We start from the raw sequence: 24,256 nt of genomic DNA on the forward strand, positions 1-24,256 counted from the left end.
ACCGGCGTCAAGGCCCGGCCACCCGCAGGAAGCTGGCGAAGCGCGGCAGGCCGCGCGCCGTGGTGCCGCGGTAGGTGTAGGTGACCACCGTGCCCTGCGGAGGCGGTGAAGCCCGCTGTGCATCGCTGAAGCCCGTGCCGAGCGCGAACTCCCGTCCCTGCGGCGTGCGCACGCGCAAGGCGCCCAACTGCCCGACAAAGCGGCCCTTCCCCGCGACGTGCCCGACGACGACTGCCTCGCCGTCCTGCAGCGGCTTGAGCTTCAGCAGCACTTCGCTGCGGCCGGTGACGTAGGGGGCGTCGGCCCGGTGCAGCATCAGCCCTTCGCCGCCCTGCGCCACCACGCTGGCCAGTCGGGCCTGCAGGGCTGCGGCATCGAGCAGTTCCCATTGCTCCACTGCCATCAGCGGCCCGTGCCCCGTTTGACTGACCAGTTGAGCCATCCGCGCTGCCCGCTCGGTGAACGGGCCGGGCGCTCCCGGCAGCTCGAACACACCGTAGCGCACCTGCCGCCATCCGGCATCGTCGGGCTGCCGGTCCCGCACGATCGCCGTGAGCGCCTCGAAACGGCCGCGGCCAAGCCACAGCTCGCCGTCCAGCGCCACGGCCGGCAAGCCGGCCGTGAACCAGCTCGGCGCCGGCACCACGCCGCCACCACGAAACCGCAGCTCGCGTCCGTCCCATTGCGCCCGTACGCCGTCGAGCTTCTCGCTGACCCGGTAGCCGACCGGAGACTGGCCGGCCGCGGCCTCACGCGCCAGCAGCATCGACGGCGCGGCCGCACCGTCGCCGGATCGTCGCACCGCTGCGGCACCGGCGACCCGGACCCCAGCGGCCGCGGCCAAGGCCAGCGCACGCCCCACCACATCACGCCTCGACATCCCCTGCACGATCGCCTCCTGCCCTTCGATGGCCCGCGGCGATTGTTCGGTCGCATGGCCATCGTGGGATCCTCCCCACTGGAGCGGATCACGGGGGTGCGCACCGGCCCTCGCAAGGGTGCGTCGACCTAGGTGCCGCGATGTCATGTGGTGTTGGCATGCAAACCGCATAATCGTTTTCAACCCCAACCCACACCGAGGTCGACCATGCCCGCCACGAGCCCGCACGCCTTCCCGAAGACCCTGAAGAGCTTCAAGACCGCCTCCGGCAAGGAGGGCCGGTTCTACTCGCTACCCGAGCTGGCGAAGACCTTCCCGAACGTGGCGCGCCTGCCGGTGTCGGTGCGCATCGTGCTGGAGAGCGTGCTGCGCAACTGCGACGGCAAGAAGGTCACGAAGGAGCACGTGGAGCAGCTCGCGAACTGGCGGCCGACCGTCGAGCGCAGCGACGAGATCCCCTTCGTCGTCGCGCGCGTGGTGCTGCAGGACTTCACCGGCGTGCCGCTGCTGGCCGACCTGGCCGCGATGCGCAACGTGGCCGCGAAGATGGGCAAGAACCCCAAGGCGATCGAGCCGCTGGTGCCGGTGGACCTGGTGGTCGACCACTCGGTGATGATCGACCACTTCGGGTCGGCCAAGGCGCTGGACCTGAACATGAAGCTGGAATTCAGCCGCAATCGCGAGCGCTACCAGTTCATGAAATGGGGCATGGACGCCTTCGACACCTTCGGCGTCGTGCCACCCGGCTTCGGCATCGTGCACCAGGTGAACCTCGAGTACCTTGCGCGCGGCGTGCACAAGACCCAGGGCGGCATCTTCTACCCCGACACATTGGTGGGCACCGACAGCCACACCACGATGATCAACGGCATCGGCGTGGTCGGCTGGGGCGTGGGTGGCATCGAGGCCGAGGCCGGCATGCTGGGCCAGCCGGTCTACTTCCTGACACCCGACGTGGTGGGCTTCGAGCTCACCGGCCAACTGCGCGAGGGCGTGACGGCCACCGACCTGGTGCTGACGGTCACCGAGATCCTGCGCAAGGCCAAGGTGGTGGGCAAGTTCGTCGAGTTCTTCGGCGAAGGCACCCGCACCCTCGCCCTGCCCGACCGCGCCACGATCGGCAACATGGCGCCCGAGTATGGCGCCACGATGGGCTTCTTCCCGGTCGACGAGAAGACCATCGACTATTTCCAGGGCACCGGCCGCAGCAAGGCCGAGATCGAGGCCTTCGAGGCCTACTTCAAGGCGCAGAAGCTGTTCGGCGTGCCCGAGGCCGGCGACATCGACTACAGCGCGGTCGTGAAGCTCGACCTGGGCACAGTGGCGCCGTCGCTGTCGGGCCCGAAGCGGCCGCAGGATCGCATCGAACTCGGCCACGTGAAGTCGCAGTTCGGCTCGCTGTTCAGCAAGCCGCCGGCGGAGAACGGCTTCAACCAGCCGGCTGAGAAGCTGGGGCAGGCCTTTGCCACCAGCGACGGCCTGGAAATCCGGAACGGCGACGTGCTGATCGCCGCCATCACCTCCTGCACCAACACCAGCAATCCGGGCGTGCTGCTGGCCGCCGGGCTGCTGGCGAAGAAGGCGGTCGAGGCCGGGCTGAAGGTGAAGAAGCACGTGAAGACCTCGCTCGCGCCGGGCTCGCGCATCGTCACCGAGTACCTGGAGAAGGCCGGCCTGCTGCCCTACCTGGAGAAGCTGGGCTTCTTCGTCGCTGGCTACGGCTGCACCACCTGCATCGGCAATGCCGGCGACCTGACGCCCGAGATCAACGAGGCGATCACGAAGAACGACCTGGTGTGCGCCGCCGTGCTGTCGGGCAACCGCAACTTCGAGGCCCGCATCCACCCGAACCTGAAGGCCAACTTCCTGGCCAGCCCGCCGCTGGTGGTGGCCTATGCGATCGCCGGCACCGTGAGCAGGGACCTGATGACGGAACCGGTGGGCACCGGCAAGGGCGGCAAGCCGGTCTACCTGGGCGACATCTGGCCCACCAGCGACGAGATCTACAAGCTGATGAAGTTCGCGATGGACGGCAAGGCGTTCAAGAAGAATTACGACAAGGTCAAGAGCGATCCCGGCAAGCTGTGGGAACAGATCAAGGGCGTGAAGGGCCATGTCTACACCTGGCCCAAGAGCACCTACATCGCCGAGCCGCCGTTCTTCCAGGACTTCACCATGGAGCCGGCCGTGGCGGACGCCGGCGTGAAGGGCGCACGCATCATGGGCCTGTTCGGCGACTCGATCACCACCGACCACATCTCGCCGGCCGGCTCCTTCAAGGACACCACGCCGGCCGGCAAGTACCTGCTAGAGCACGGTGTGCTGAAGGCCGACTTCAACAGCTACGGCTCGCGCCGCGGCAACCACGAGGTGATGATGCGCGGCACCTTCGCCAACGTGCGCATCAAGAACCTGATGCTGCCGCCCAAGGACGACGGCGCGCGCGAGGAAGGTGGCTACACCCTCTTCCAGCTCGACGGTGCGGACAAGGGCCGCAAGCTCGCGATCTACGACGCCGCCATGCAGTACATCGCCGCCGGCGTACCCACGGTGATCTTCGGCGGCGAGGAGTACGGCACCGGCTCGTCGCGCGACTGGGCCGCCAAGGGCACGCAGCTGCTGGGCATCAAGGCCGTGGTGGCGAAGAGCTTCGAGCGCATCCACCGCAGCAACCTGGTCGGCATGGGCGTACTGCCGCTGCAGTTCAAGGGCAGCGACTCATGGAGCACGCTGGGACTGATCGGTGACGAGGTGGTGGACGTGGTGGTCGATGCCGACATGAAGCCGCAATCGGACGCCACGCTGGTGATCACCACGCCCACCGGTGAGAAGAAGACCGTGATCGTCACGCTGCGCATCGACACGCCGATCGAGGTGGACTACTACAAGCACGGCGGCATCCTGCCCTTCGTGCTGAGGCAGTTGCTCGCCGCGTGACCACCGCCTTGTGAGTTGTGAGGACGCGGCACGACGGTCGTCGCGTCCTCAGTGGGACAGCCGTGCGCTGAATACCGCCTCGTCGAAGCCGACCGTCACGCCACCCGGCCACTCCACCACGGGCCGCTTCACCAGCGACGGATGTTCCCTGAGCGCCCGCTGGGCGCTCGACGCGTCGACGACGGACTCCCGCACCGCAGGATCGAGTTGGCGCCAGGTCGTGCCCTTGCGGTTGACCAGCGTCTCCCAGCCGGTGGCGGACACCCATCTGGCCAGCGCGTCGGGAGGCACGCCCTGCTTCTTGAAGTCGTGAAACGTGTAGCCAACGTCGCGGGCCTCCAGCCAGGCGCGGGCCCGCTTCACGGTGTCGCAGTTCGGGATGCCGTACAGGGTGATCGTGGGCATGGAATCAGCGACCGTCGAAGAGATCGTCGCACTGCGGATCGACGTTGTTGCCCAGTTCGGCCACCTTGTCGGAGGTGTCGAGGCTGACCTGGAACCACACGCAGAACGGCGTGTCGTAGCGGTACGACCAGAGCTGGTGCTGCTGACGTGACAGGAAGCGCACGTTCGACGGATGGCCGATGCGCCGCAGCACTTCGTCGCGGCTCATGCCGATCTGCAGTGCATAGAAGTTCTTCTCGGTCAGCACCTGTTCCCAGCGCAGCAGCCGCTGGTCGGCATCGAAGTCGAGCATGTAAGTGTGCTTGCCCATCGGGCCTCGGGCGAACTCCAGCCGCTCACCGGCTGGAGCGAGTGCATAGCGCCCGGTCGGCGGCCCCATGCGCTCGATGACCTGCGCCTGCGGTGTACCGACGGGCAGGCCCGAAGGGCTGTAACCGGCGCAGGCTGACAACGCGAGCACGCCGATCCACAGCAGCATGCAGCGCAGGGTGGTCGATGCAGCAGCGGGGGTCGGCCGGTTCATGCGCAAATTCTGCCCGCGAGCGAAATCCGACCCGGTCGCGCGGAGATCGCGATTGAGCAACGTCGCTCAATCGCGACCTGGCAGCCGCCGCGTCGCGTCCGCCGTCGGCAGGCGCCACATCCACAGCGCAACGGCGGTGCAACACAGTGCGGGCATCCATCGCCAGGGCGAAGTCAGCCACCACCACGACCAGACACAGCCCAGCGTCATCATCACCGTGGCCAGTCGCTTCGCCGCCAGCGGGATCGCGCGATGCGAACGCCACGCCTGAATCATCGGTCCGAAGCGTCGATGCCCGAGCAGCCAACGTTCGCAGCGCTCGCTCCCGCGCGCAAAGCAGAAGGCCGCCAGCAGCACGAAGGGCGTCGTGGGCAACAAGGGCAGCACGATGCCGACCAGGCCCGTCAGCAAGGCCAGCCCCCCCGCCAGCGACCACAGCGCGCGAATCCAGCGCGGCGTCGGGGGAATTGGGGCCTCGTCCTGCATGGACGCAGTATCGGTCCGCCGGAGACCGATCGGTCGCCCGGCCGCCTGGGCCGGTCTCGAGCGCTCTAGACGGACCTCGCCGTCGCCCGCCCGGCCAGTGCTTCCAGCGCGGAGCCCAGACCCAGCAGGGTCGGTTGCGCTTCGGTGATGCGCCTGAAGACATCGGCATACACCGCATCGCCCTCGTCGCCGGCAAGCGGGTCGCGGTTCTGCAGGAAGGCCGCATCGAGTTCGCTCCAGTCCTGATCACCGAGCACGCGCTCGGCCATCGGCAGCACCATCGCCTCCTCCGTGCGCATGTGGTTCAGGTAGAAGTGCATGTAGGCCGTCATCGAGCGCTCGAAACGCTCGCGTCGCTCCTCGCCCTGGGGCGTCTCGGCCATCACCTCGAAGGCCAGCAGCTCGTGTTCGAGTTTGCGGATGAACTGCTCGCCCTGGGCATGGTCCTGATCGAGCCGGTTCAGCACGGCGGTGCGCTCTGCGCTGCGCGACCGCAGCATCGGAAACAGCAGCCGGCTTTCCTTGGCATGGTGCAGGCGCTCGGGAAATTCGTCGACGTAGAAGAGCATGGCGCGCAACATCCCGAAGTCCGGCAGCGTTCCGCGCCGGCGATGCTCTCCCAGCATCAGGTGGATGGCGCGCAGCATCGCAGACAGAGCCCGATGCTCCTGGCGAATGATGGTCAAGCTGGCGTGCACGGGGGGTTGATGCAGTGTAAGAAAGCGTACGGCCACGGCGATAAACACCCGCCGCGCCGTCGGTCGCTAGCGTCGATCCAGACCGCCCAGCAGGCCTTGCGCCAGATCAAGAGGCCGTTCATTCGCAGCGAAGGAGACACGGTGTAGGCGCGTTCGTACAGCACGCGGCGCGATCGCCCTACTGCCTTTGGACTGCAGGCTACCCATCATCGAGTTGCCACGGTCCCATCCATCCCGGGTGGTCCCACTTGCCCAACTTCGAGGAGTTCCCATGAGCGACAAGCAAGTCATCCAGATCCTGAACGAACTGATCGAAACGTCGAAGGACGGCCAGTACGGATTCGCGAAATGCGCCGAGCGAGCCGAGTCCGTCGCCCTCAAGCAGACACTGCAGGCCCGTGCCGCGGAATGCGAAAGCGCCGCGGTGGAGTTGCAGGCCCTGGTCCTGCAGCACGGGGGAAGCCCCGAGGATCATGGCAGCGTCGCCGGCGCCTTCATCGGGGATGGGTGTCGGTGAAGGATGCATTCACCGGCAGCAGCGATCACGCGTTGCTGGAGGAGTGCGAGCGCGGCGAGGACGCGGCACTGGCCCGCTACCGCAAGGCGCTGAAGCAGCAACTGCCGATCGACGTGCAGCAGACGCTCGGCCGGCAGTTGCTTGGGGTGCAGTCCAACCACGACCAGATCAAGGCGCTGCGCGACAGCGTGACGTCCTGAGTCCTGCAACCGACGCTTCGCACATGTCGGACACTGGCTACGATTCCTTCAACAACCGCGCCGAACTGGCTTCGGCGCGGATTGCAGGCTGCTTCTCTTGCCTGGCTATCTTCGAGCCGTCCGACGTGGTGAGTTGGACACACGGCGAATCCACCGCCGTGTGTCCGCTCTGCGGTGCGGACACGGTCCTGCCCCACGTCGGCAGCCTCGCGACATTGCGGGCCGTGCATGCCGGGCTGCTGGACAACTGCGACGAGACGATCCCCGCCGTCCTGACGCTGACGCCCGAGACCGACTAGCAAACTCAGCGCATCTCGAAACCCGGATAGCCGCCGGCGGCCAGTTCTTCGCAGCGTTGGCGGTATTTTCCGACCCCACCGATGTACGAAAGCATGCGGCGCTGCTTGCCCTTGACATTGGTTCCCATGTACCAGGAATCGGTCTTGACCAGCAGCGTCGCGTTGGAGGTCTCGTCGTGGTGAGCCACCCATTCGTCTTCCAGCGCCCGGCTGGGCTCGATGACGGTCAGGCCCTTACGGCGCAGCGCCACCAGGCACTCGGTGATCCAGTCGACCTGCTGCTGCAGGCAGGTGGTCATGTTGCAGAAGGCCGCCGACGGCGCCAGTGGCGCCCCGGTCGTGAAGAGGTTGGGATAGCCGTGCACCTGCAGGCCCATCGTGGTGCGGATCTCGCGGCCCCAGTCGTCCTTGAGCGAGCGCCCGCCGCGACCGCGGATGTCGATGCGCGTCAGTGCACCCGTTCCCGCATCGAAACCCGTCGCCAGGATCAGGATGTCGAGTTCGTGGAGCCTGCCGTCGGCCGTTCGCACACCTTCGGGCGTGACGCACTCGATCGGCGACGCCTTCACGTCAACGATCTCGACGTTCGGGCGGTGGTAGGCCTCCAGGTAGTTGGTGTCCAGTGGCACGCGGTTGGTCCCGAAGCCGTAGTTCGTGGGGATCAACTTCTCGCACAGCATCGGGTCCTTGAGCCGCTCGCGCATCTTCCCGCGCACGAACTCGGAGACCTCGGCGTTGACCTTTTCGTCGAAGAACATTTCGGAGAACGAGGCCAGCCACAACGCCAGCGAGCCGTCGTTCCAGAGCTCCTCCAGCACGGCGATCCGCTCCTCGGGCGTCCTTTCGGCCCAAGTGCCGTAGCCGCCGAAGTCGTAGACGTGGCCGGCAAAGGTGCGCTGCACGCGTTCCTTCATCTCGTGGAAGCGGCTCGAGAATCCGGCCCAGACCGCCTCGGTGTACTTCGGGTTGTTCATCGGGATCGTGTACTGCGGCGTGCGCAGGAACACCTTGAGGTGGCCGACCTGACTCGCGATCGTCTGGATGACCTGGATGCCCGTCGCCCCGGTGCCCACGATGCCCACGCGTTTGCCGGTGAAATCGACCGGCTCCTTCGGCCAACGCGCGGTGTGAACAACTGGCCCTTGAAGCTGCCCTGACCGGGGAACACCGACGTCAGCGGCGCCGACAGCATGCCGCAGCAGGTGATGAGGAAGCGCGCCTGGACGGTATCGCCCTGGTCGGTCGTGATCGACCAGCTCTGCGCAGCTTCATCGTAGTGCGCCGCCTCGACGCGCGTGCTGAACCGGTAATGCTTGCGCAGGTCACAGCGGTCCGCCACGTAGTTCAGCCAGCGCTCGGACTCGGGCTGCGCCGGGAAGCGCTCGCTCGGTTTCCACCCCTTGTAGAGATCTTCCGAAAACCAGAACTGGTAGACCTCGGCCGTGGAATCGAACCGGGCGCCCGGGTAGCGATTCCAGTACCAGGTGCCTCCGACGTTGGAGCCGGCCTCGAAAGCCTGGACGTCGAACCCCTGCTCGCGCAGGCGATAGACCTGGTACAGGCCGGCGATGCCTGCCCCGATGACCACGGCGTCCACCTTGGTGGCCTTGGCAACGGTCTTGTCGTTCATCACGATCCCCTTCACTTGGTGATTTCAGCGGCCGTGACCGAGCGTCGCGTCACGGGAGAAGCGCTGCCCAAGGATGGAGGAGCGAAGGCAGCGTTTCCGTCACGCAGGCGACAGAGGCCATGGGGTGTAACCCTTAGACCGGCCGCCGCTGTCAGACAACGAATGACCCAGGGTCGGCGGGGTCGTTCGAGGCTCGCGTGAAAACCCGTTTGCCACCAGCACATCGACCCGAGGAGCGGATGCCATGCCCGATCAAATCAGCCTGCCAGGAGTTCCTGCCGAGCCCGCACTGTTCCAGCCCGAGGCCGTCCACGGGCGCGCCGGCCAGTTGCGTGGCTACAACCTGTTCTTTGCACTCGTCCCTCTGCGCGACGACGCAGAACACTTGGCCCAGGTCGGCGCCGAGCTGCGCAGGCGCCATGGGCTGCGGGGTCCGTGCCTCCCACCTCAGAATCTGCACGTCAGCCTGCATGCGGTCGCGGCTACGCCAACAGGATCCCTCGATCGGATATCGAAGCCGCCCGGGCCGCGGCTGCCCGAGTGCCCTGGCCGGGTTCGTCCATCCTGTTCGATCGTGCATCCAGCTTCAACACCGCAGGCAACAACCCCTTCGTCCTGCGCTGCGATGCACAGAGCGATGACGCCGTGACGCGACTGCGGGACGCACTTGGAGACGAACTACGCCGCGCAGGGCTCAGGCCGAAGCCGTCCCGCACACCGCACATGACGCTGCTCTATGACCCGATACTGGTACCAGAGCACCTCATCGAACAGACAGGATGGATCGCTGCGCGATTCACACTGATCCTCAGTCACCAAGGCCGCGGACATCACGAGGGGCTGGGCGATTGGCCATCGCCTGATGAGGAATCTCGCGCGCGCGACAGCCAGAAATGACAAAGGCCCCGCACTGTCGTGCGAGGCCTTGTCTTTCTTGGTGGGCCCTGAGTGACTCGAACACTCGACCTACGGATTAAGAGTCCCACCTGCCACCCCGAGTGGCTTGTCGCAAGTCGTTGTCACCGTTGATAAATTTGGTGTTTCTGCGCCACGCGTTTTGTGCCTCAAGCGGGCCGATTTCAGGCTGTTTTCTCGAAGTTGCGGCACAAATCTGTCACAGCGATTCGGTGCGGATCAGGGCATTCTCACAAGGTCTAGGAGGCCCCTCGAGTTCACGCTTGAGGCAGGTCGTCGCCTTACGCTTCGACGGCTCTGGCCCACCGGCGGATGGCGGCCTTCAGACGACGCTTCGCGGAATCGTCCAGCGGCATCGCCGCCACGAGATCCAGCACGACTTCTGGCCTGACGTAGCGATGCGCGAGCATCGCCATGCAGAACTCGCGGTCCTTGTCGCGCCCGGCTGCTGCCTTCGACATGAACAGGTCCGGCAGGTCGAGGCAGTAGCCCACGCGTTGGTTGGTCGCGGCGCTCTGCACCCTGTGGACGCGGTCAATCCAGCCTCGCGGCAGTACTGCGGTTTCGGGACCCACGCCTTGTGCGTAGTAGCCGTAGGTCTGGTGAAACTGCGAGCCTTCACCGATGGCGCCATCGATCCTGTCGGCCAATTCGGGTGCCTGAAGCGGGTAGATGTCCGCCTCGGCCGACATCGTGAAGACATCGGGCGGATTCGGGACCGGACCCAGGATCGACTGGCTGCCGACGATGATGAACTCGTACTGGTCCGTCACGTCCGCGCTGGCGCGGATGATGTGTTCGAGTTCGTCGCGGGTCATGTCGGTGTCTGTGCTCCGGAGTCACCGAGCACGACACCCTTTCGCAGCTTGCCGACTTGGTCCAGCACGCCTTGACGCACCTGCGCCGGGAGCACTGCCGTCAGTGGCGATGCCTGGCGAAGCTCCTGCGCCCTTCGCGTTCGCCCCAGCACCTTGCGCCACTTCGCGCCGCGAAGAATCTCCTGCCACTCCTGCCACAAGCCCATCGAGCGTGAGTTGCCCGATGCCAGCCAGCGATCCAGCGTGCTCTGGGCCTGGTGCAGGAACTCGGGCTCCAAGCGGGCGAGTCGAATGGCCTCCTCGTGCAGCGCCAGGCTTTGAAGATCCTGGACTTGATGTCGGGTGTCGTCGGTGGAGACGGTCACCTGCACGACCGGGCGGGCGCGCTTGGACCTGGCCGCTGCCGTCCCCGGTGGCCCGGGCTGCAATGCGTCGCCGGCCAACAAGGCCAGTTCACCGCCAATGCCGAGTACCGACATCACGCGCAGGTAGGTTCCGATGGCCGGGCCCGGATCGCCCGATTCGACCGAGCTCAGCGTGGTGCGGGAGATGCCCGCACGCTTGGCCATCTCTACCGTGCCCAGGCCCTGGGCCTTGCGCAGGCGCTTGAGCCGATCGCCGAGTTGAAGCAGCAACTGGCGTTCGAGGATCACGGTGCTGTCGGGTACGTTCATTTGTTCAGAATACTAGTCAAAATAAGACGCTTTGTCCAGTTAAGCGCTCAATCAGTGCAACCCCGGAGTTGTAGCTGGACATCCTCAGCCGCCTCAGTGTCGGGGTGTCCTTCGGCAGTTGAACGGGCCGAAGCGCTCCGCCTACTGCCAAAAATTCGATCAGGTCGAATGCGAGTGACGGCCAGCATCGGCGACCTTACGTGCCGGTGCTTTGAACACGTTCTTCTGGTTCCACGCTAGGAAGGGCGGCGCCGGCCGCATGTCCACCTGCTGCGGTGCCAGCAGGCGCTGCCCGTGATGTCGCAACTCGCCCTGCTGGCTGCGGTCTCCGGCCATCGCGTGCTGGCTGAAGATGACGCGGTGCTCGGTGGGCTCGACCGTGAACGCCCCCAGGTCGAACAGCTTGTGGTGCAGCGCGCACAGGGCCAGGCCGTTGGGTTCGATATCGGGCCCGCCGACGTGATGCCACTGGATGTGGGCGGCCTCCAGGCCCGCACTCACCTGGCCGATGCGCAGGTCGAAGCCGCAGACGCAGCACCGGTACTCGTAAGCGCGCAGCACACGTTCGCGGAAGCCGGGGTCGCGCCTGCGGCGTTCTGCCTGGCCGTAAGTCGGCACGTCCGGCTCGCTGGCCAGGTGTGCGACCTGGCGGTCTAGGTCCAGACCGACGGCGGCTGGGATGTCAGCATGCAGCGTTGCGGGGAAGTAAGTCTCCAGCACACGCGCCGCCACAGCCTCCAGCAGACCCGGCACCTTGCGCAAGGCTTCGTCCACCTCCGGCGGGAAGCCGCCCTGCACATGGTGCGTCCTCAGCTCGCCGAGGTTGGGCGTGGCGCCGGCTGGTCGCCCGAGCAACTCTCGAGGGCCATTCAGCGACCACAGCGCCCCCTGGCCATCAGTGGCAAGGTGCCAGAAAGGATAGTGGCGCGACTTCGCGGCGCCGCTGGGGCCGAACTCGGTGAGCAGTGCCTGCAGCGATGTGTCGATGGTGGTGAACTCCACCAGCCTTGGCTCGTTGCGCTGCACCCGTGCCAGCGCCAGCAGGATCAGCAGCGGCTTGTGCGGGGCGTACACACCGGCCCGTTGTGCGCGACGGATGTTGTCGAAGGCCTCCAGCACCTGCGCGGCTGTCTTCATCTCAAACCGGCTCACCGCCACGGGCAGACCAGTAGTCAGCACGCTCCGGAAAGATCCACCGCACACCACCACGCGGATCGGCCAGGTCGCCGTTGTAGCGCGGGATCAGGTGCACATGCAGGTGTGGCACGGTCTGCCCGGCGGCCGGGCCATCGTTGATGCCAATGCTGTAGCCATCGGGGTGCAGCGACTGGTCCAGGTCGCGTCGTGCCACGTCGAGCAACTCGAAGACGGCGTCGCGCTCGGGTGGTTCAAGCTCGAAGAAGCTCCCTTTGTGCCGGCGCGGCAGCACCAGCGTGTGGCCGGGTGACACAGGGTAGGCATCCCGGATGACCACAGCGAATTGGTTGGCATGCACGATCCTGGCGAGTGGCAAGGTACAGAACGGGCAGACAGTGGCAGCAGGCGTCGACATGGGCGAACAAGCGTAACTCAGCGCCGAGCGCGGCTCGAACCCAGGTACACCGATGTGATCTGGCCCCTCGAATGCCCGAGTGACTCCGAGACCAGGCGCCGCGCCGCCAGATCCACGGCCGCATCGGCGCGCTCGTCGGTGGCCACCGGCGGTGCCACACCGGCTTCAGCTTCGTATCGCTCGGCCGCATACCCATGCCGCAGGCCATGCGCCGTCACGCCGAGCATGGCCTTGGTCAGGCCGAACAGCTCCATCACGTAGCGCTGGTGCCGGATGGCCCGGACGAGCTGGTAGCGTGGATCGCTGAGGCTGTCGTTCTCGCCGGGCGCCACGCGGCGGGCGTGCTCGATCGCGGCAAGCTGGGTCGGCGTGACCACGGGCACGTAGCGCAGCCGGCCGCCCTTGGTGCCGCGCCGCAGCTGCAGGTATTCCGCCGCGCCGGCAGCCGCCTTGCCGGCCTGGGCCGCAGTCACGATGTCCTGGTGGGGGCGGAACATCACCGCTTCCTTGCAGCGCAGGCCGAACTCCTTCATCAGCTCGATCTGCACGGCCACGCGCTCGTCGAACTCGGCAACGGCCGCGATCACCTCGTCGGGCACCACGCCGTTGTCGTCCCAGGCCTTGCTGTGCTTGGTCACGTAGCTGCGGCGGTAGAGGGTCTCGTCGCTGATGTAGGCGCCGATCGGCAGCACCAGCCACGGCTTGTCGATCCAACCCGAAAACGTGTGAAGGTAGCTGTGCGCCTTCTGGATGGCGGAAGGCCCGAGCTCGCCGGCCTTGGCGCGCCGTTCCATGTCGGCGAACAAGAAGCGCACATGCCGGTCGCCGAGCGAGCGCGGGTCGAGCTTGAAGCTCTTGATGTCGTTGTGCTCCAGGTAGTGGAAGGCGCGGTAGATGTACTGCCGTCGGTCTTCCATGGTGTCGTGGGAGACACCTTTGTCCTTGACCGCGTGGCGGAAGTTGTTCTGGACGAACAGCGCGTTCAGGACGAAGCCTCGCCTGCCGATCTGAATCGGCAGGGTGCGCAGGTTGACGGTGCGCGGGTCGAGGTCACGCATGGTGGTGCTCCGTTCAGGCCGCTGGCGCGGCCAGTGGGCGGGTGGGTTCGTGCGGCACCGTCCCGCCGGTGCCAGGCGCATTCAGGTTCTCAGGGTTCGCGCTTGCCGTCATCGGCATGGGCGCAGGCCAGTCGTAAAAGTGATCGCCCAAACACGGCGTCTGGCGCCGTGGCAGCCCGCTCAAGGCGGGGCGCAGGGGAATGGCCACGTTGGTGGCCACGCTGCGCAGCAGGTGCATGGGCGTCACCCATGCTGAAGCGCTCGGGGCGCTTCAGGGCTTCACGATCTGCCGCATGGCCTGAGTGCGCCAGTGCCACCTGGCGCGCCATGCGTGCGTGCACACCGGCGAACCCGATCGTGTCGGTGTTCGTCGGCGCCTTGTAGGCGCGCACGCAGCAGTCGTTGGGGAGTCTTCCAGCAGGCATCGCGTGCCCGCTGCAGTTGCGCGATCAGGGTCGCGCGCATCAAGCCCGCGTGGCTCGGGGGCCGGGGGCTTGCAGGTCAGCATCGACCAAGGTCGCTGCCGCCGTCGTCATCGGCTGTCGGGTTGACAGGCCGGGGATCAGAGCCCGAAGGCTCGTGCACCCGAAGGTGCTCTGGAGGGCTTGCCATTCGCGCTCGATGCGCCCGGTGGGCCAGCTGCCCGGTGCCAAAGGCGATGCAAGCATGCGCGAAGGTCGCCGCCCTTGCAAGCGCGAAAAGTGCCGTTACGGCGCCAATACCTGCGTGAGACCTGCAAGCCCCCTGGGGTTGACGAATGGATTCCATACCTCTCTCTCCGAAGCCTGATCGTGCCGGACTTGCTGGTCGGGTCGCAGACGCACCGGAAACGAACCTGAGGGCCGAAACAAGCGATCGGACAGCCGTATCACTCGGGCTGCAGCCCCACTTCGCTGAAGCAAATCGTGCCGCTGAGCGTGGCCCCGGGAATCGACGGCCGATTTCCGGGGGGACTTCGACCCGCCTTTCGAGTGGACGTGATTGGCCGCGTTGGCAACAGTAGAGCCATGTCGGCACCACGGCTGCTGGAGGTCCCATGGGTAGCACAGTCAGGGCCATTGATCTCGGCTTCGGCCACACGAAGTTCACCACCGTCAACGCGAGCGGCGAGCTCCGATACGCCAGCTTTCCTTCGCTGGCCCTGGCCAGCGTCGATCCGCACACCGCACGCCCGCTGCTGGCGCCGCGGCGGACGGTGTCGGTGCGGGTGGGCCAGTTTTTCTACGAGGTGGGGCCGGATGTGTTGTCGGTCGGCGCGCGCAGCAAACCCATCCTGTCGGTCGAGGGCTACACGCAATCGGCCGATTACAAGGCCTTGATGCTCGGCGCACTGAACTACATGCAGGCCGACGAGATCGACGTGCTGGTAGTGGGTCTGCCGGTCTCCGAGTTCACTGCTCGCAAATCGGCGCTGGAACGCCTGTGCGTGGGTGAGCATGACGTGGGCAAGGGCCGCAAGGTGCGGGTGCACAAGGCGCTGGTGGTGGCGCAGCCGCAAGGTGCGCTGGTGGCCTATGCCGAGGAGCATGGCCTGCTGGACCAGATCGGTCAGCAGGAAAACCTGATCATCGATTGCGGCACACGCACGCTGGACTGGTTGACGGCACGCGGCCTGCGCCTGGTGGCCAACCGCAGCTACTCGGCGCAGTACGGCGTGCACGATGTGGTGTCGGCGATCTGCGACGCCATCTCGCGCGAGATCGGCGAGCGCTACGACGAACCGCACACCGTGGACGAGGCCTTGCGCACCGGCAGGAGCCTGACGACCTACGGCAAGGCTCGCGAGATCCAGCGCTACATGCCCATCGCCGAGCGCATTGCCGTCGAAGGCATCCAGGCCTTGACCAATTCCATTGGCGGCAAGTACCGCTTCGCCAACATCGTGCTGAGCGGTGGCGGCGCGCATCTCTTCCGAAAGGCGCTGCGGGACGCCTTCAAGAAGCAGCCGGTGCTGGAACTGGCCGACCCGTTCTACGCCAACGTGCGCGGCTTCCAGCGTGCCGGCGTCGACCGACTGCGCGCCCAGGCCCCCACCGATGCCAGCCAAGGAGCACACCATGAAGCGCAGTGAAGTTGACGATGAAGCGCCTGGCCCGGCGAGTGCGGGCCGCGACGAGCCGATGCTGGAGTTCTACGCCCAGGTGGGCGCCTGGCAGCACGGCCCGCTGTATGAAGACCTGGCAAGGCTGCCGAAGGGCCGGCGCCGTGCCGAGCGCTTCCGCACGCTGGCCTACCTGGGCGTCCTGGTCGAACAGGAAAGGCGCGGTGGAGAGGCCAAGCATGGCGCACTGCTCAGGCCGGCATCGCCACCTGCCAGCCCGTCGGCCGGCGGCATCTTCGACGATCCACTGCCGGAGTAGCCGACGGTGCAAGCCTTGACCGCAGCCAAACCCATGGGACTTTCAGGTGAACCTTCGCCTGGGAGTCCCCATGTACGTCCTGGAAACGCTGACCGGTCGTCTCATCGAGCGCGCCGCTACCTCAACCGCATCCCCGGCCTGCGCGACGACGATCCCTCGCGCGAGCGCTGGGAGCTGTGGCTGGCCGACGCCAGCAATCGCGAGCACAAGATCGTCGTCTACAGCCGTTGCATGCCGGCGCGTGCGGGCCATGCCGTCACAGTCATCCACTACGGCGGGCGTGGCGTGGGCCTGTACAACCTGAGCATCGGCATGCGCGTGAACTTCGTGCTGGAGAATCCGATCGCGCTGCTTCGGAGCATCGATGTCGTGGTCATCGTGTTCGGATCGTTCGGCGCGCTGATGCTCGGCGCCTACTGGCATCCGATGGTCCTGCTGATCGGCTTGCCGCTGCTGGCGCTGTACGGCCCGGTGGCGATGCTGAGCCGCCGCCACTACCAGGTCAGCCTGGCCAACCAGGTCGAAGAGATGCTGGACCCGATTCAGGTGGAAGACGTCGTCAAGCCCTTCAAGCCGCGCCGCTGAAACCACCTGCAGCCCGTGTAGGGTCGGGTTGTGGCCCGACCAGCGAGCCTGCTTGGCAGGCGCCGAAGACGGGCGTAGATTCACTGCGCACGGGCATGCGCACCTTGCCATGCCCTCCGCCCTATCCACCGCATAGGGCGGCGTTAGCGGTCGTGACCCGCACTTCAATCGAATCGCCCCGCCCGGGGCGCATCCCCCCATCCGGCTTGAATCGCGCGCCAGGCGAATTTCTGGACTCGGCGTGTGGCTGGCCTGTGGCCCATCGACGGCCAAACCTTTGAACCTTGGCCTGCAAGGCCGAAGCGGAGCACCACCATGACGAAGAGCCCTGTCATCGCCGCCATCGACGCCGGTTGCGGCTTCACGAAGTTCAGCAAGCTGCGCCCAGGCCAGCATGCGGACATCGAAGTCTTCCCGTCGCTCACGGACATCGTCTTTCACGACAGCCGCTGCAGCAGGCTCAGGTCCCCGCGGCGCAATGCCTGATCCCCTTCGGTGCCCACCTGGTCGAGGTGGGCCCGGACATCGAAGCGGCACTGGGCGATGCGATCTTTCACTTGCAATCAGAAGGCTTTGCGGCCACCGACGACTACCGCGCCTGCGTCGCCGGCGCGCTGGCCTTCATCGAGGAGCCCTTCATCGACTTGCTGGTGCTGACCGTGCCCATGCGGGAACGCGATGCCCTGGAGCCGCAGATCCGCGACTGGCTGAGTCGACCGGTGCGCACCGCGGCCAACGCCAGCGTCACCGTGGCACGCGTGGAAATATTGGCCCAGACCGCGGCCAGCGCCATCGAATGGCTTGACTCGCCCGAGCTCGACGAGACGCAGGTGTCGTTGGTGCTGGTGGCGGGCTTCGGCAGCCTGGAATGGGCGCTGTACCGCGGCCGTGACCTGGAGCCACTGGCCGGCGGCACCGAATACCACGGCGTTGCCAACCTGCTGCGCACCGTGGACGACCAGATCGGCCAGGGTTCCCCCAGCGGCGACGGCCGGCTCGATGCCATTGATCAAGCGCTACGCCATGGCAAGCCCGTGCGGGCGAGCGGACAACTGCATGACCTGCAGCTTCACTGGCCGTGGATCCATGGCCGGGCCCGCCGGATGCTGGGCGGCATCACGCAAGCACTGACCGAACTGCCGACCCCGCAGAGCGTGTGGGTGGCTGGCGGCGGCGCTGCCTACTTCCTGCAGGCCGCGGAAGGCCTGTTCCATCGGCAGTCCGTGCACGTGGCCGCCGAGCCGATGCACGCGTGCGTGCGCGGCATGTGCCTGTACGGCAAGCGCCGTCTGATGGCCGACCTCGACGCCCTGCGCGCCTGATCCACCGCGAAGCGAACCCATCCCACCCTACACCCCGTGCGCGAGGCGCCCGCGGGGACGACTGTGAACTTGACGCCTCTAGCACCGTGCGATCTTTGATCTGACGCCGGCCGCGAAGCAGCAGATCCAACTGACCCGGCTGCGCGCAGCAGGAAGGCACGGACATGACTGCAGTGACACCTCTCTTCTACGACCTGCGCGAGACGGCGACGATGCTGCGCGTGGACTACTCCACCGCCTGGAACCTGGTGAACACCGGCCAGCTGAAAGCGATGCAGATCGGCCGGCGCTGGAAAGTGACCCAGGCCGCCATCGATGCCTTCGTGCAGCAAGGCACCGAGGCCGTGCAGCTACGGGCGCAGGGCCATCGCGACGCATGTGAACGCATTGGAGGCAGGAAATGGGCATCCTCAAACGAGGCACAACCTGGTGGATCGACATCACCGCGCCAGGTGGCCAGCGCGTTAGACAGTCGGCTGAGACAACTGACCGCAAGGCCGCGAAGGAACTCCACGACCGGCTGAAGCACGACCTGTGGCGCCAGGCCAAGCTGGGCGACAAGCCACGCTACACCTGGGAAGACGCGGCCCTGCGCTGGCTGAACGAGCAGGGCCACAAGGCGTCGATCCGCGACGACGCGAAGAAGATCGAGTTCCTCACTCCGTTCTTCAAGCGCCTGCCGCTGACCGAGCTGACCTGGGACCGCATGCAGGCCGTGGTGGAGGGCCAGAAGGGCGACAAGGCACCGGCCACGCGCAACCGCTACTACCAGTTGCTGCGGTCCATCCTGCGGCGGGCCATGCGCGAGTGGAACTGGATCGACAGCGTGCCCACCATCCGGCTGCACCGCGAGCCCGAGGGCCGGGTGCGCTACCTCACGCCCACCGAGATCGACACCTTCCTGCGCAACCTGCCCGAGCACCTGGGTTCACTGACGCGCTTCACCATCGCCACCGGCCTGCGGCGCGCCAACGTGCTGGGCCTGAAGTGGAGCCAGATAGACATGCAGCGCCAGGTGATGACCGTGGCGGCCAGCGACATCAAGAGCCGCAAGACCCTAGGCATACCGCTCAACGCCACGGCCATGGAGATCCTGCGCGCGCAGATCGGCAAGCACGACGAATACGTCTTCGTCTACAAGGGCAAGCGGCTGAACGCCACGGTGAACACCGCCTGGCGCAACGCGCTGAAGAAATCGGGCATCGAGAACTTCCGCTTCCACGACACCCGCCACACCTGGGCCAGCCTGCTGATCCAGAACGGCGTGCCCAAGGGCATGATCAAGGAGATGGGCGGGTGGAAGTCGGACTCGATGGTGGAGCGGTACGCGCACCTGGCGCCGGAGCATCTGGCGCGGCATGCGGCGGTGATCGACGAACTGCTGCGAAAGGACGTGGAGCCTACGCCTCTGCAGAGCGTCAAGCCGGTCAAGCGCACATAGAGTCGGGCTTCGCATCCATCGGGCTGCCGCCCTCCGTCCTCTCGCGCGCCCAGGCTCGTGCAAGTGCGATCACCTGGTCAATCGGGGTTCCGGCCTTCAGGGCCGCGGCCGGATGCTTGCCGCCGAGGGCCCCATGGTCGCGCAGCCAGAACATCAGCCTCTCGGTGTCATGGATCTGCGGCAGTGCGCGGCAGATCGCACCTGCGGTCAAACGATCCAGGCTCAGCAACGCCTCGGGGAAGTACTCGCCACCGTCGATGGCGATGCTGACCACCTCGCCACTTGCGGCGGCCGTCGCCAGGGTCTCCTGAGGGATGCCCCACGCCTGTGCCAGCTTCGGACCGGGCACGACGAGTCCTTCCTCGATCCACCGGGCCCGAGCCGCTGCGCCGCGGGCCTGAGCAGCTACCAGGCCGCCACGTGTCGACCCCTGATCCTCGATATCGCCGGGCAACTTCACGCGCAAAACTCCTGCAAGGAACTCACCGGGCGAAGAACATGCTGACAGTTCACTGTCGACGCGGGGCTCTGGAAGGGTAAGGCTTTTGAGCGGGAGCGCAATCGATGGCGGACACGCGATCGACCGCGTCGATCTCAGCCTCCATGGCGGCCATGGCCTCTTCGAGAGGGAGGCTTAGCCGCGGATCGTTCAGCGCGTCCTGGATCTCGGTGGCGAGCCATCGGCTGTGGGCTGCTGTCCGATGAACGGTTCGCATCAGTTTGGCTCGGCTGGCGTCGCTGGGGCTCATTCCGTTCACGTGGGTGGTCTTGTCTTGGCGACGGTTCTATCGCATTTAAGATGGAAGCATCATGCGCATTTGACTGCCCCGGCGCAACGGCCATGTGCGGCGGGAGCGAGACTCAGTAAGAATGATGGCGCGGATCGCCAGTCGTCCACCGAACTCGTGGTCCAGCGATTCGCGGTCTCCGCCAGGGACGCGGTGCGGCCCACGACAGCGTTGCGTCGAGGACTTTGGCCAGGGCGAGCCAATGGCGCAGCCGCCACCATGCGCCGCCTCGGCACAGTAGTCGCAAGCAAGCCGAATGAGCGACTTTAATGTTTATGTCAACTCGGGGCGTGCATAGCCGAACAGATGCGCTCCGTACGGTGCAGCTACAGCCCTACGCAGCCTTGCGCTTGGTCGGCGCTCTGTCAGCGCCCGCCACCACAACGTGGCCGGTGCTCTGGCGCACAAGAGTACCGTTCTTACCCGACAAGGCTCCCGCTCGCTTGGCCGTGGACTTGCCCAGGAACACTCCGCTCGCACTCTTAGGCTCGGCCGCGGCCATTTCGCGGACCTGATCCCGGGTGAACGCGCCTGAGGCAAACACACGCGCGGCTTTGTCCGCCATCCCCTGGGAGACGACGACAAACTTTCCGGGAGCAACTCGTACGCGCTTCATAGTGCAACCTTCACAGACAGGTACTTTACCGGACCCACCGCAGGGTGTCGAATGGCCCCCTCCAGCACCCGTTCGTAATACCGCACAAGGCACGGGAACGGCTCATTGAGTCGAACTTCCCTGAGGTCGAGCAGCAGGGCAACTGCACGGGCGAACTGGAAAGCTGTCGGCGCGGTGACGCCGCGGATTCCACGTGCGTAAGGCGTGCGCTCAAGGTATTCAAGCGACACATGGCCGCCCTTGACCTGGATGCGCCCGTAGCACATCGCGCGCGGGCGGCCCGCACGCACCATCGCGTACATCCAGGCGTCCTGGTGCCGCACTCGCGAGAAGAAGATTTCTTCCCAGTTCCAGTGCACCTTCCGCCTTGGCCCGCCGCCTCGCTCAAACTGCATCGCGGCTGCTCTGGCGATCGGCTGGCTGATCAACTGCAGTTGAAGATCCGGCCTACCGAGCGTCTGGGCCAACCAGGTGTTGGTCTGGTCCAGCGCAGCGGCCAGCACCTCGTTCTTGTTCGTGAGCATGCGGCCGGAATCATAGTTGGCCTCCCCGGTCACTACATCGCGCCCACGACGATCGCTGACCCGTCCACCTCGCTGAGAGGGAACCCTGTACTGACGAGGCGCCGACTTGTCGTCCGAGCGTGGAGACTCAAACTACACCGTGGTGAACTGCCCCATCATGCCAGTGTCCTCGTGCTCGAGGATGTGGCAATGAAACATGAGAACGGTCGGGCATGCCCAGGCGCCGGCGTTCGACTGACGCGTTGTGCACGTCCAGCGCCGCAACAGTGAACCCGGCCTCGCGAAGGTACCCAACCCAAACCGCGCAACAACTGCAGCTGCGGCTCTTGAACACCTGTACTTCGGCCCTCGGGGCAGCCGCCAGCGCGAAACCCGGCAGCGACGCGCCGATCACCACCACAGTCCCACGGCGCCAGTGGATCGTCTCTGAAACCGGCAGTCGCGGCGACCTCTGGCGAACGCAAACGAACGACAATTCGCTGACGACGAGGTTCAGGACATGGAAAAGCCGTTTCACCGCTTCACGGAGTTGTTTGCCCAACTCGGACTGCCCACCAGCGAGGACGGAATCCGTCAATTCATATCGACGCACCGGCCACTTCCCGGCGGCACCCGCATCGAGGACGCCGAGTTCTGGACGCAGTCGCAACGCCAGCTGCTGCGCGACCTCATCGGGCAGGACGCCGATTGGGCGGAGCTCGCCGACCAGTTGAACGCTGCACTTCACTCCTAGTCGCCGACGCCGTATCGCCCGGCGCGGCCATGCTCACAGGAACATGACGGCAAACGCGGCGAGCGCGCCGATCCCCATGCCGATCGCGTACCCGCGCAGCACGGGCCGCCCCACCGCGGCGCCACCGGTGGTCCAGGCGATGCCGGCCTTCGTGCCCATGTTGACCAGCGTGGTCAGCCCGATCGCCACGACGGTGGTTCCCACGCTCAAAGCACCGTTTGCCTGTGCGCGCGACATCGAGATCACCGTCGCATCGACGTCGGCCAGCCCGGAGACTGCCGCCAAGGCGTAGATGCCGGCATCTCCCAGCCATTGCCTTGCCGCCGGCACCAGCACCGCCATGGCAGCGAGGAAACCGCCGAACGCCAGCGCGGTGCCCAGGTCGAAGGTCGCGACGGGCTCGACCTCCTCGACAGGGCCTGCGGACTTCAGTTGTCGACGCCAATGCCAGCTGGCCAACAGAATCAGGGCCGAGCCCGTGACCAACATCGGGACGCCCAGGCGTTGCAGCAGCGATGGCTGAATCAACGCGACCAGCACCGCCATGCGCAGGAACATCACGCCGCAGGCGGCCAGGGCTCCCGCGGCCGCGGCATCCGCCAGGGCAGGCTGACGGCGCGCCTGCCGAGCGAGCGCGAGCGTCGCCGCAGTCGACGACGCCAGCCCGCCGAGCAGGCCCGTCAGGAAGATGCCGCGTTGCGCGCCGGTTAGCCTCATCGCGAAGTGACCTGCCAGCGAAAGCCCTGCAATCAGAACCACCGCCCACCAGAGTCGGTACGGATTCAGCGCTTGATAGGGCCCGTATCCGGCGTCCGGCAGGTTGGGCAGGATGACCACCGACAGGACGAGCAATTGCAGAGCCGCGCTGAGCTCACGAGACTCGACGCGTTGCAGCCATGCGTGCAGCGTCGGCTTCAGGTTCAGCAGCACCGTCGTGACCACCGCGGCCGCCAGCGCCAAGGCCGGCGCGCCGCGTGCCGCCAGCACGCCCAGCATGAAAGCCAGCAGGGTGGCGACTGCCGTCGTCACGCTCAGATTGCCCGTCTTCCGGGCGGCCTCACGGTACGACACGGCCAGCAGCAGCGACAGTCCGACGAATCCGCCGGGCAGGATCCAGGCACCCAGGTCCGCGGCGAGAGATCCCAGCACACCACCCAGGAGACCGACCAGCGCGAAGGTGCGAAGCCCTGCCACGCGGCCGCCTTCGGCCAGATCGCGATCTCGCCAACCGCGCTCGACGCCGATCAAGAGACCCACTGCAAGCGCTGCGACGAGACCTTCTGCCGTCGTCCAGGTTTCGATCGATGCCGTTGTCATGCTGCTTCAGCCCCGGCCGGGCAGTGTCCGTCCGATGGAAAGCGTTCCATGCAGATGGCGTTTCGCGAGCCACGCCACCAGCGGAGGGAGGATGAACCACTGGACCAAGGGCGCGAGCCCGACCCCAAGTCCGGGCACGACCGGCATCAATGCCGAGTACGACCACGCCTGCACCCACCAGCCCCGCGTCGCGAACCACTCGATGCCGACCGTCACGACGATGCCGGTCGTGCTCAATCGTGCCAGGTCGGCGGCGGTCGGCGCGAGAAGCCAGCGTCGATCGCCGGCGAACCAACTGGCGAGCCCGTGCGCGACGAGCATGATCGCCGCATCCCCGACCGTCGCCTGGAGACAGCTCAGGACGACGATGAGATGTGGCGCCTGCGCGTGACCCGCGAACAAGGGCGCTTGCAGCATCTCCCAGGGGAAGTTCACCAGCAGGGCAAACAGCGCGATGCTCGCCTCGGGCGCGATCGCCCGGAGCGCGCTGGCTCCTCCCGTGAGCGGCACCTGAGCCATCAGCCCCGATGACTCGCGAAGACCGTGGCCTGTTCCGCCGCATCGACCAGCAGAACCTGATAGGGCTCGTGCCGACCAGGTACTTCCATGCCCGGCGCTGAAGCGGGCATGCCCGGCACGGCCAGACCCAGGGCCTTCGGCCGCGTGTCCAGCAGTCGCCTGATGTCCGCTGCCGGCACATGTCCCTCGAGGACGTAGCCCCCGACCGTTGCCGTATGGCAGCTGCCGTAGCGATCGGGCATGCCAAGCCGCCTGCGCTCGACAACCGCGCTGTGAACATCCACCACGGCGACGCCGAAACCGGCCTCTCGCAAATGTCTGACCCACACCGCGCAGCATCCGCAGGATCGGCCCTTGAACACCTGGATCTCGTCAGCGGTCGTTTTCGAGCGCGCGGCCCACGGCGCAAGTGCGACCAGGGTGCCGGTCCATTGCAGGATCTCGCGACGTTTCATGATT

The 24,256-nt window shown here is 66.4% G+C and carries 31 protein-coding genes, 1 tRNA gene and 1 pseudogene; 12 read left to right on the forward strand and 21 right to left on the reverse strand.

The genetic code is table 11. The features are described from left to right. Positions 1 to 7: 7 nt before the first annotated feature. Positions 8 to 880 (reverse strand): DNA ligase, encoded by an 873-nt coding sequence (locus tag Y694_RS00165; protein WP_036228635.1) that lies wholly within the window; start codon positions 878 to 880, stop codon positions 8 to 10. A gap of 207 nt (positions 881 to 1,087) precedes the next feature. Between Y694_RS00165 and acnA the strand changes: the two genes are divergently transcribed. After that, a complete protein-coding gene (gene acnA / locus Y694_RS00170) occupies positions 1,088 to 3,817 on the forward strand; it encodes an aconitate hydratase AcnA (protein WP_011828957.1) in 2,730 nt (909 codons plus the stop codon). Positions 3,818 to 3,865: 48 nt separating this feature from the next. On the opposite strand, the gene Y694_RS00175 is transcribed toward acnA, so the two are convergent. The 4 genes from Y694_RS00175 to Y694_RS00190 form a co-directional block, all read right to left on the reverse strand. Continuing rightward, a complete protein-coding gene (locus tag Y694_RS00175) occupies positions 3,866 to 4,222 on the reverse strand; it encodes an arsenate reductase (RefSeq protein WP_011828956.1) in 357 nt (118 codons plus the stop codon). Between the two features lie 4 nt (positions 4,223 to 4,226). Further along, complete coding sequence (locus tag Y694_RS00180) at positions 4,227 to 4,745, reverse strand: hypothetical protein (RefSeq protein WP_011828955.1); 519 nt, start codon at positions 4,743 to 4,745, stop codon at positions 4,227 to 4,229. A gap of 66 nt (positions 4,746 to 4,811) precedes the next feature. Then, entirely contained in the window at positions 4,812 to 5,231 is a 420-nt protein-coding gene (locus Y694_RS00185) for a YbaN family protein (RefSeq protein ID WP_011828954.1), read from the reverse strand. 65 nt (positions 5,232 to 5,296) lie between these two features. Then, positions 5,297 to 5,917, reverse strand: a complete 621-nt coding sequence (locus Y694_RS00190) for a hemerythrin domain-containing protein (protein ID WP_231497430.1) — start codon at positions 5,915 to 5,917, stop codon at positions 5,297 to 5,299. Positions 5,918 to 6,200: 283 nt separating this feature from the next. Between Y694_RS00190 and Y694_RS00195 the strand changes: the two are divergent. After that, a pseudogene (locus tag Y694_RS00195) lies at positions 6,201 to 6,646 on the forward strand (ferritin-like domain-containing protein). A 23-nt stretch (positions 6,647 to 6,669) separates the two neighbouring features. Beyond that, positions 6,670 to 6,945 carry a hypothetical protein gene (locus Y694_RS00200; protein ID WP_036228638.1) on the forward strand — a complete coding sequence of 92 codons (276 nt, stop codon included), beginning with the start codon at positions 6,670 to 6,672 and terminating at the stop codon, positions 6,943 to 6,945. A gap of 5 nt (positions 6,946 to 6,950) precedes the next feature. Here the strand turns inward: Y694_RS00200 and Y694_RS00205 are convergent, their stop codons facing one another. Together Y694_RS00205 and Y694_RS25225 are read right to left on the reverse strand one after the other, a co-directional pair. Continuing rightward, positions 6,951 to 8,027: an NAD(P)/FAD-dependent oxidoreductase gene (locus Y694_RS00205; RefSeq protein ID WP_231497431.1), complete on the reverse strand. Its 1,077-nt coding sequence runs from the start codon at positions 8,025 to 8,027 to the stop codon at positions 6,951 to 6,953. Continuing rightward, positions 7,916 to 8,575, reverse strand: a complete 660-nt coding sequence (locus Y694_RS25225; protein WP_231497432.1) for an NAD(P)/FAD-dependent oxidoreductase — start codon at positions 8,573 to 8,575, stop codon at positions 7,916 to 7,918. Before Y694_RS25225 ends, Y694_RS00205 begins: the two co-directional genes overlap by 112 nt. A 540-nt stretch (positions 8,576 to 9,115) precedes the next feature. Between Y694_RS25225 and Y694_RS23930 the strand changes: the two genes are divergently transcribed. Then, positions 9,116 to 9,472 carry a 2'-5' RNA ligase family protein gene (locus tag Y694_RS23930; RefSeq protein ID WP_155935761.1) on the forward strand — a complete coding sequence of 119 codons (357 nt, stop codon included), beginning with the start codon at positions 9,116 to 9,118 and terminating at the stop codon, positions 9,470 to 9,472. Between the two features lie 38 nt (positions 9,473 to 9,510). Here Y694_RS23930 and Y694_RS23935 read toward each other — a convergent pair. From Y694_RS23935 to Y694_RS23940, 7 genes are all read right to left on the reverse strand, one after another. Next, positions 9,511 to 9,571, reverse strand: a tRNA-Ser gene (locus Y694_RS23935). Positions 9,572 to 9,771: 200 nt separating this feature from the next. Next, the gene (locus Y694_RS00215; protein WP_036228643.1) at positions 9,772 to 10,308 is read right to left on the reverse strand and encodes a DUF6036 family nucleotidyltransferase; all 537 of its coding nucleotides are present in this window, start codon (positions 10,306 to 10,308) and stop codon (positions 9,772 to 9,774) included. Next, complete coding sequence (locus Y694_RS00220; protein ID WP_036228646.1) at positions 10,305 to 10,982, reverse strand: helix-turn-helix transcriptional regulator; 678 nt, start codon at positions 10,980 to 10,982, stop codon at positions 10,305 to 10,307. The genes Y694_RS00215 and Y694_RS00220 overlap by 4 nt, the downstream gene beginning before the upstream one ends. Before the next feature lie 159 nt (positions 10,983 to 11,141). After that, positions 11,142 to 12,119: a phosphorothioated DNA-binding restriction endonuclease gene (locus Y694_RS00225; RefSeq protein WP_036228647.1), complete on the reverse strand. Its 978-nt coding sequence runs from the start codon at positions 12,117 to 12,119 to the stop codon at positions 11,142 to 11,144. A 1-nt stretch (position 12,120) separates the two neighbouring features. Further along, the gene (locus Y694_RS00230; RefSeq protein WP_036228650.1) at positions 12,121 to 12,534 is read right to left on the reverse strand and encodes an HIT family protein; all 414 of its coding nucleotides are present in this window, start codon (positions 12,532 to 12,534) and stop codon (positions 12,121 to 12,123) included. A gap of 17 nt (positions 12,535 to 12,551) precedes the next feature. Next, positions 12,552 to 13,592, reverse strand: a complete 1,041-nt coding sequence (locus tag Y694_RS00235) for an integrase domain-containing protein (protein WP_036228652.1) — start codon at positions 13,590 to 13,592, stop codon at positions 12,552 to 12,554. Between the two features lie 89 nt (positions 13,593 to 13,681). Continuing rightward, positions 13,682 to 13,984: a hypothetical protein gene (locus Y694_RS23940; RefSeq protein WP_155935762.1), complete on the reverse strand. Its 303-nt coding sequence runs from the start codon at positions 13,982 to 13,984 to the stop codon at positions 13,682 to 13,684. Positions 13,985 to 14,628: 644 nt separating this feature from the next. On the opposite strand from Y694_RS23940, the gene Y694_RS00240 reads away from it, so the two are divergent. The 7 genes from Y694_RS00240 (at position 14,629) to Y694_RS00260 (ending at position 19,300) form a co-directional block, all read left to right on the forward strand. Beyond that, positions 14,629 to 15,663: a PRTRC system protein D gene (locus tag Y694_RS00240; protein ID WP_036228655.1), complete on the forward strand. Its 1,035-nt coding sequence runs from the start codon at positions 14,629 to 14,631 to the stop codon at positions 15,661 to 15,663. Next, positions 15,650 to 15,952 carry a hypothetical protein gene (locus tag Y694_RS00245; protein WP_036228657.1) on the forward strand — a complete coding sequence of 101 codons (303 nt, stop codon included), beginning with the start codon at positions 15,650 to 15,652 and terminating at the stop codon, positions 15,950 to 15,952. Before Y694_RS00240 ends, Y694_RS00245 begins: the two co-directional genes overlap by 14 nt. 6 nt (positions 15,953 to 15,958) lie before the next feature. Next, positions 15,959 to 16,537, forward strand: coding sequence for a hypothetical protein (locus Y694_RS23945; protein ID WP_231497433.1), 579 nt, complete (start codon positions 15,959 to 15,961; stop codon positions 16,535 to 16,537). 315 nt (positions 16,538 to 16,852) lie between these two features. Beyond that, positions 16,853 to 17,023, forward strand: coding sequence for a hypothetical protein (locus tag Y694_RS23950; protein WP_155935764.1), 171 nt, complete (start codon positions 16,853 to 16,855; stop codon positions 17,021 to 17,023). Between the two features lie 26 nt (positions 17,024 to 17,049). Continuing rightward, entirely contained in the window at positions 17,050 to 17,859 is an 810-nt protein-coding gene (locus tag Y694_RS00255) for a hypothetical protein (protein ID WP_036228663.1), read from the forward strand. A gap of 164 nt (positions 17,860 to 18,023) precedes the next feature. Continuing rightward, positions 18,024 to 18,383: a helix-turn-helix domain-containing protein gene (locus tag Y694_RS26950; protein ID WP_152543351.1), complete on the forward strand. Its 360-nt coding sequence runs from the start codon at positions 18,024 to 18,026 to the stop codon at positions 18,381 to 18,383. Continuing rightward, complete coding sequence (locus Y694_RS00260) at positions 18,266 to 19,300, forward strand: site-specific integrase (protein WP_253950263.1); 1,035 nt, start codon at positions 18,266 to 18,268, stop codon at positions 19,298 to 19,300. The genes Y694_RS26950 and Y694_RS00260 overlap by 118 nt, the downstream gene beginning before the upstream one ends. Here the strand turns inward: Y694_RS00260 and Y694_RS00265 are convergent. The 4 genes from Y694_RS00265 to Y694_RS26955 form a co-directional block, all read right to left on the reverse strand. Continuing rightward, positions 19,287 to 19,760 (reverse strand): hypothetical protein, encoded by a 474-nt coding sequence (locus Y694_RS00265; protein WP_152543352.1) that lies wholly within the window; start codon positions 19,758 to 19,760, stop codon positions 19,287 to 19,289. The genes Y694_RS00260 and Y694_RS00265 overlap by 14 nt on opposite strands. Positions 19,761 to 19,809: 49 nt before the next feature. Next, a complete protein-coding gene (locus Y694_RS24600) occupies positions 19,810 to 20,058 on the reverse strand; it encodes a hypothetical protein (RefSeq protein WP_161727920.1) in 249 nt (82 codons plus the stop codon). 642 nt (positions 20,059 to 20,700) lie between these two features. After that, positions 20,701 to 21,228: a hypothetical protein gene (locus Y694_RS00270; protein ID WP_036228672.1), complete on the reverse strand. Its 528-nt coding sequence runs from the start codon at positions 21,226 to 21,228 to the stop codon at positions 20,701 to 20,703. Positions 21,229 to 21,360: 132 nt separating this feature from the next. Beyond that, the gene (locus Y694_RS26955; protein ID WP_081771152.1) at positions 21,361 to 21,522 is read right to left on the reverse strand and encodes a multicopper oxidase domain-containing protein; all 162 of its coding nucleotides are present in this window, start codon (positions 21,520 to 21,522) and stop codon (positions 21,361 to 21,363) included. A gap of 205 nt (positions 21,523 to 21,727) precedes the next feature. Between Y694_RS26955 and Y694_RS00275 the strand changes: the two genes are divergently transcribed. Continuing rightward, a complete protein-coding gene (locus Y694_RS00275; RefSeq protein ID WP_036228673.1) occupies positions 21,728 to 21,961 on the forward strand; it encodes a DUF2789 domain-containing protein in 234 nt (77 codons plus the stop codon). Positions 21,962 to 21,994: 33 nt separating this feature from the next. Here the strand turns inward: Y694_RS00275 and Y694_RS00280 are convergent, their stop codons facing one another. From Y694_RS00280 to Y694_RS00290, 3 genes are read right to left on the reverse strand one after another with little or no spacing between them, the layout of a single operon-like run. After that, on the reverse strand, positions 21,995 to 23,278 hold the full coding sequence (locus Y694_RS00280; RefSeq protein ID WP_051495400.1) for an MgtC/SapB family protein: 1,284 nt from the start codon (positions 23,276 to 23,278) through the stop codon (positions 21,995 to 21,997). A gap of 6 nt (positions 23,279 to 23,284) precedes the next feature. Next, positions 23,285 to 23,797, reverse strand: a complete 513-nt coding sequence (locus Y694_RS00285) for a hypothetical protein (protein WP_051495402.1) — start codon at positions 23,795 to 23,797, stop codon at positions 23,285 to 23,287. Beyond that, positions 23,797 to 24,252 carry a DUF411 domain-containing protein gene (locus Y694_RS00290; RefSeq protein WP_036228675.1) on the reverse strand — a complete coding sequence of 152 codons (456 nt, stop codon included), beginning with the start codon at positions 24,250 to 24,252 and terminating at the stop codon, positions 23,797 to 23,799. Before Y694_RS00290 ends, Y694_RS00285 begins: the two co-directional genes overlap by 1 nt. Positions 24,253 to 24,256 lie beyond the last annotated feature (4 nt).

Source organism: Methylibium sp. T29-B (assembly GCF_000576225.1).
GTDB classification, from domain to species: Bacteria; Pseudomonadota; Gammaproteobacteria; order Burkholderiales; family Burkholderiaceae_C; genus Methylibium; species Methylibium petroleiphilum.

Excerpts from the sequence above, each read along its gene's own strand:
- Y694_RS00165 (WP_036228635.1), bottom strand. The coding sequence starts at position 880 with ATGTCGAGGCGTGATGTGGTGGGGCGTGCGCTGGCCTTGGCCGCGGCC.
- acnA (WP_011828957.1), top strand. The coding sequence starts at position 1,088 with ATGCCCGCCACGAGCCCGCACGCCTTCCCGAAGACCCTGAAGAGCTTC.
- Y694_RS00175 (WP_011828956.1), bottom strand. The coding sequence starts at position 4,222 with ATGCCCACGATCACCCTGTACGGCATCCCGAACTGCGACACCGTGAAG.
- Y694_RS00180 (WP_011828955.1), bottom strand. The coding sequence starts at position 4,745 with ATGAACCGGCCGACCCCCGCTGCTGCATCGACCACCCTGCGCTGCATG.
- Y694_RS00185 (WP_011828954.1), bottom strand. The coding sequence starts at position 5,231 with ATGCAGGACGAGGCCCCAATTCCCCCGACGCCGCGCTGGATTCGCGCG.
- Y694_RS00200 (WP_036228638.1), top strand. The coding sequence starts at position 6,670 with ATGTCGGACACTGGCTACGATTCCTTCAACAACCGCGCCGAACTGGCT.
- Y694_RS25225 (WP_231497432.1), bottom strand. The coding sequence starts at position 8,575 with ATGAACGACAAGACCGTTGCCAAGGCCACCAAGGTGGACGCCGTGGTC.
- Y694_RS00215 (WP_036228643.1), bottom strand. The coding sequence starts at position 10,308 with ATGACCCGCGACGAACTCGAACACATCATCCGCGCCAGCGCGGACGTG.
- Y694_RS00220 (WP_036228646.1), bottom strand. The coding sequence starts at position 10,982 with ATGAACGTACCCGACAGCACCGTGATCCTCGAACGCCAGTTGCTGCTT.
- Y694_RS00225 (WP_036228647.1), bottom strand. The coding sequence starts at position 12,119 with ATGAAGACAGCCGCGCAGGTGCTGGAGGCCTTCGACAACATCCGTCGC.
- Y694_RS00230 (WP_036228650.1), bottom strand. The coding sequence starts at position 12,534 with ATGTCGACGCCTGCTGCCACTGTCTGCCCGTTCTGTACCTTGCCACTC.
- Y694_RS00235 (WP_036228652.1), bottom strand. The coding sequence starts at position 13,592 with ATGCGTGACCTCGACCCGCGCACCGTCAACCTGCGCACCCTGCCGATT.
- Y694_RS00240 (WP_036228655.1), top strand. The coding sequence starts at position 14,629 with ATGGGTAGCACAGTCAGGGCCATTGATCTCGGCTTCGGCCACACGAAG.
- Y694_RS00245 (WP_036228657.1), top strand. The coding sequence starts at position 15,650 with ATGAAGCGCAGTGAAGTTGACGATGAAGCGCCTGGCCCGGCGAGTGCG.
- Y694_RS23950 (WP_155935764.1), top strand. The coding sequence starts at position 16,853 with ATGACGAAGAGCCCTGTCATCGCCGCCATCGACGCCGGTTGCGGCTTC.
- Y694_RS26950 (WP_152543351.1), top strand. The coding sequence starts at position 18,024 with ATGACTGCAGTGACACCTCTCTTCTACGACCTGCGCGAGACGGCGACG.
- Y694_RS00270 (WP_036228672.1), bottom strand. The coding sequence starts at position 21,228 with ATGCTCACGAACAAGAACGAGGTGCTGGCCGCTGCGCTGGACCAGACC.
- Y694_RS00275 (WP_036228673.1), top strand. The coding sequence starts at position 21,728 with ATGGAAAAGCCGTTTCACCGCTTCACGGAGTTGTTTGCCCAACTCGGA.
- Y694_RS00280 (WP_051495400.1), bottom strand. The coding sequence starts at position 23,278 with ATGACAACGGCATCGATCGAAACCTGGACGACGGCAGAAGGTCTCGTC.
- Y694_RS00285 (WP_051495402.1), bottom strand. The coding sequence starts at position 23,797 with ATGGCTCAGGTGCCGCTCACGGGAGGAGCCAGCGCGCTCCGGGCGATC.
- Y694_RS00290 (WP_036228675.1), bottom strand. The coding sequence starts at position 24,252 with ATGAAACGTCGCGAGATCCTGCAATGGACCGGCACCCTGGTCGCACTT.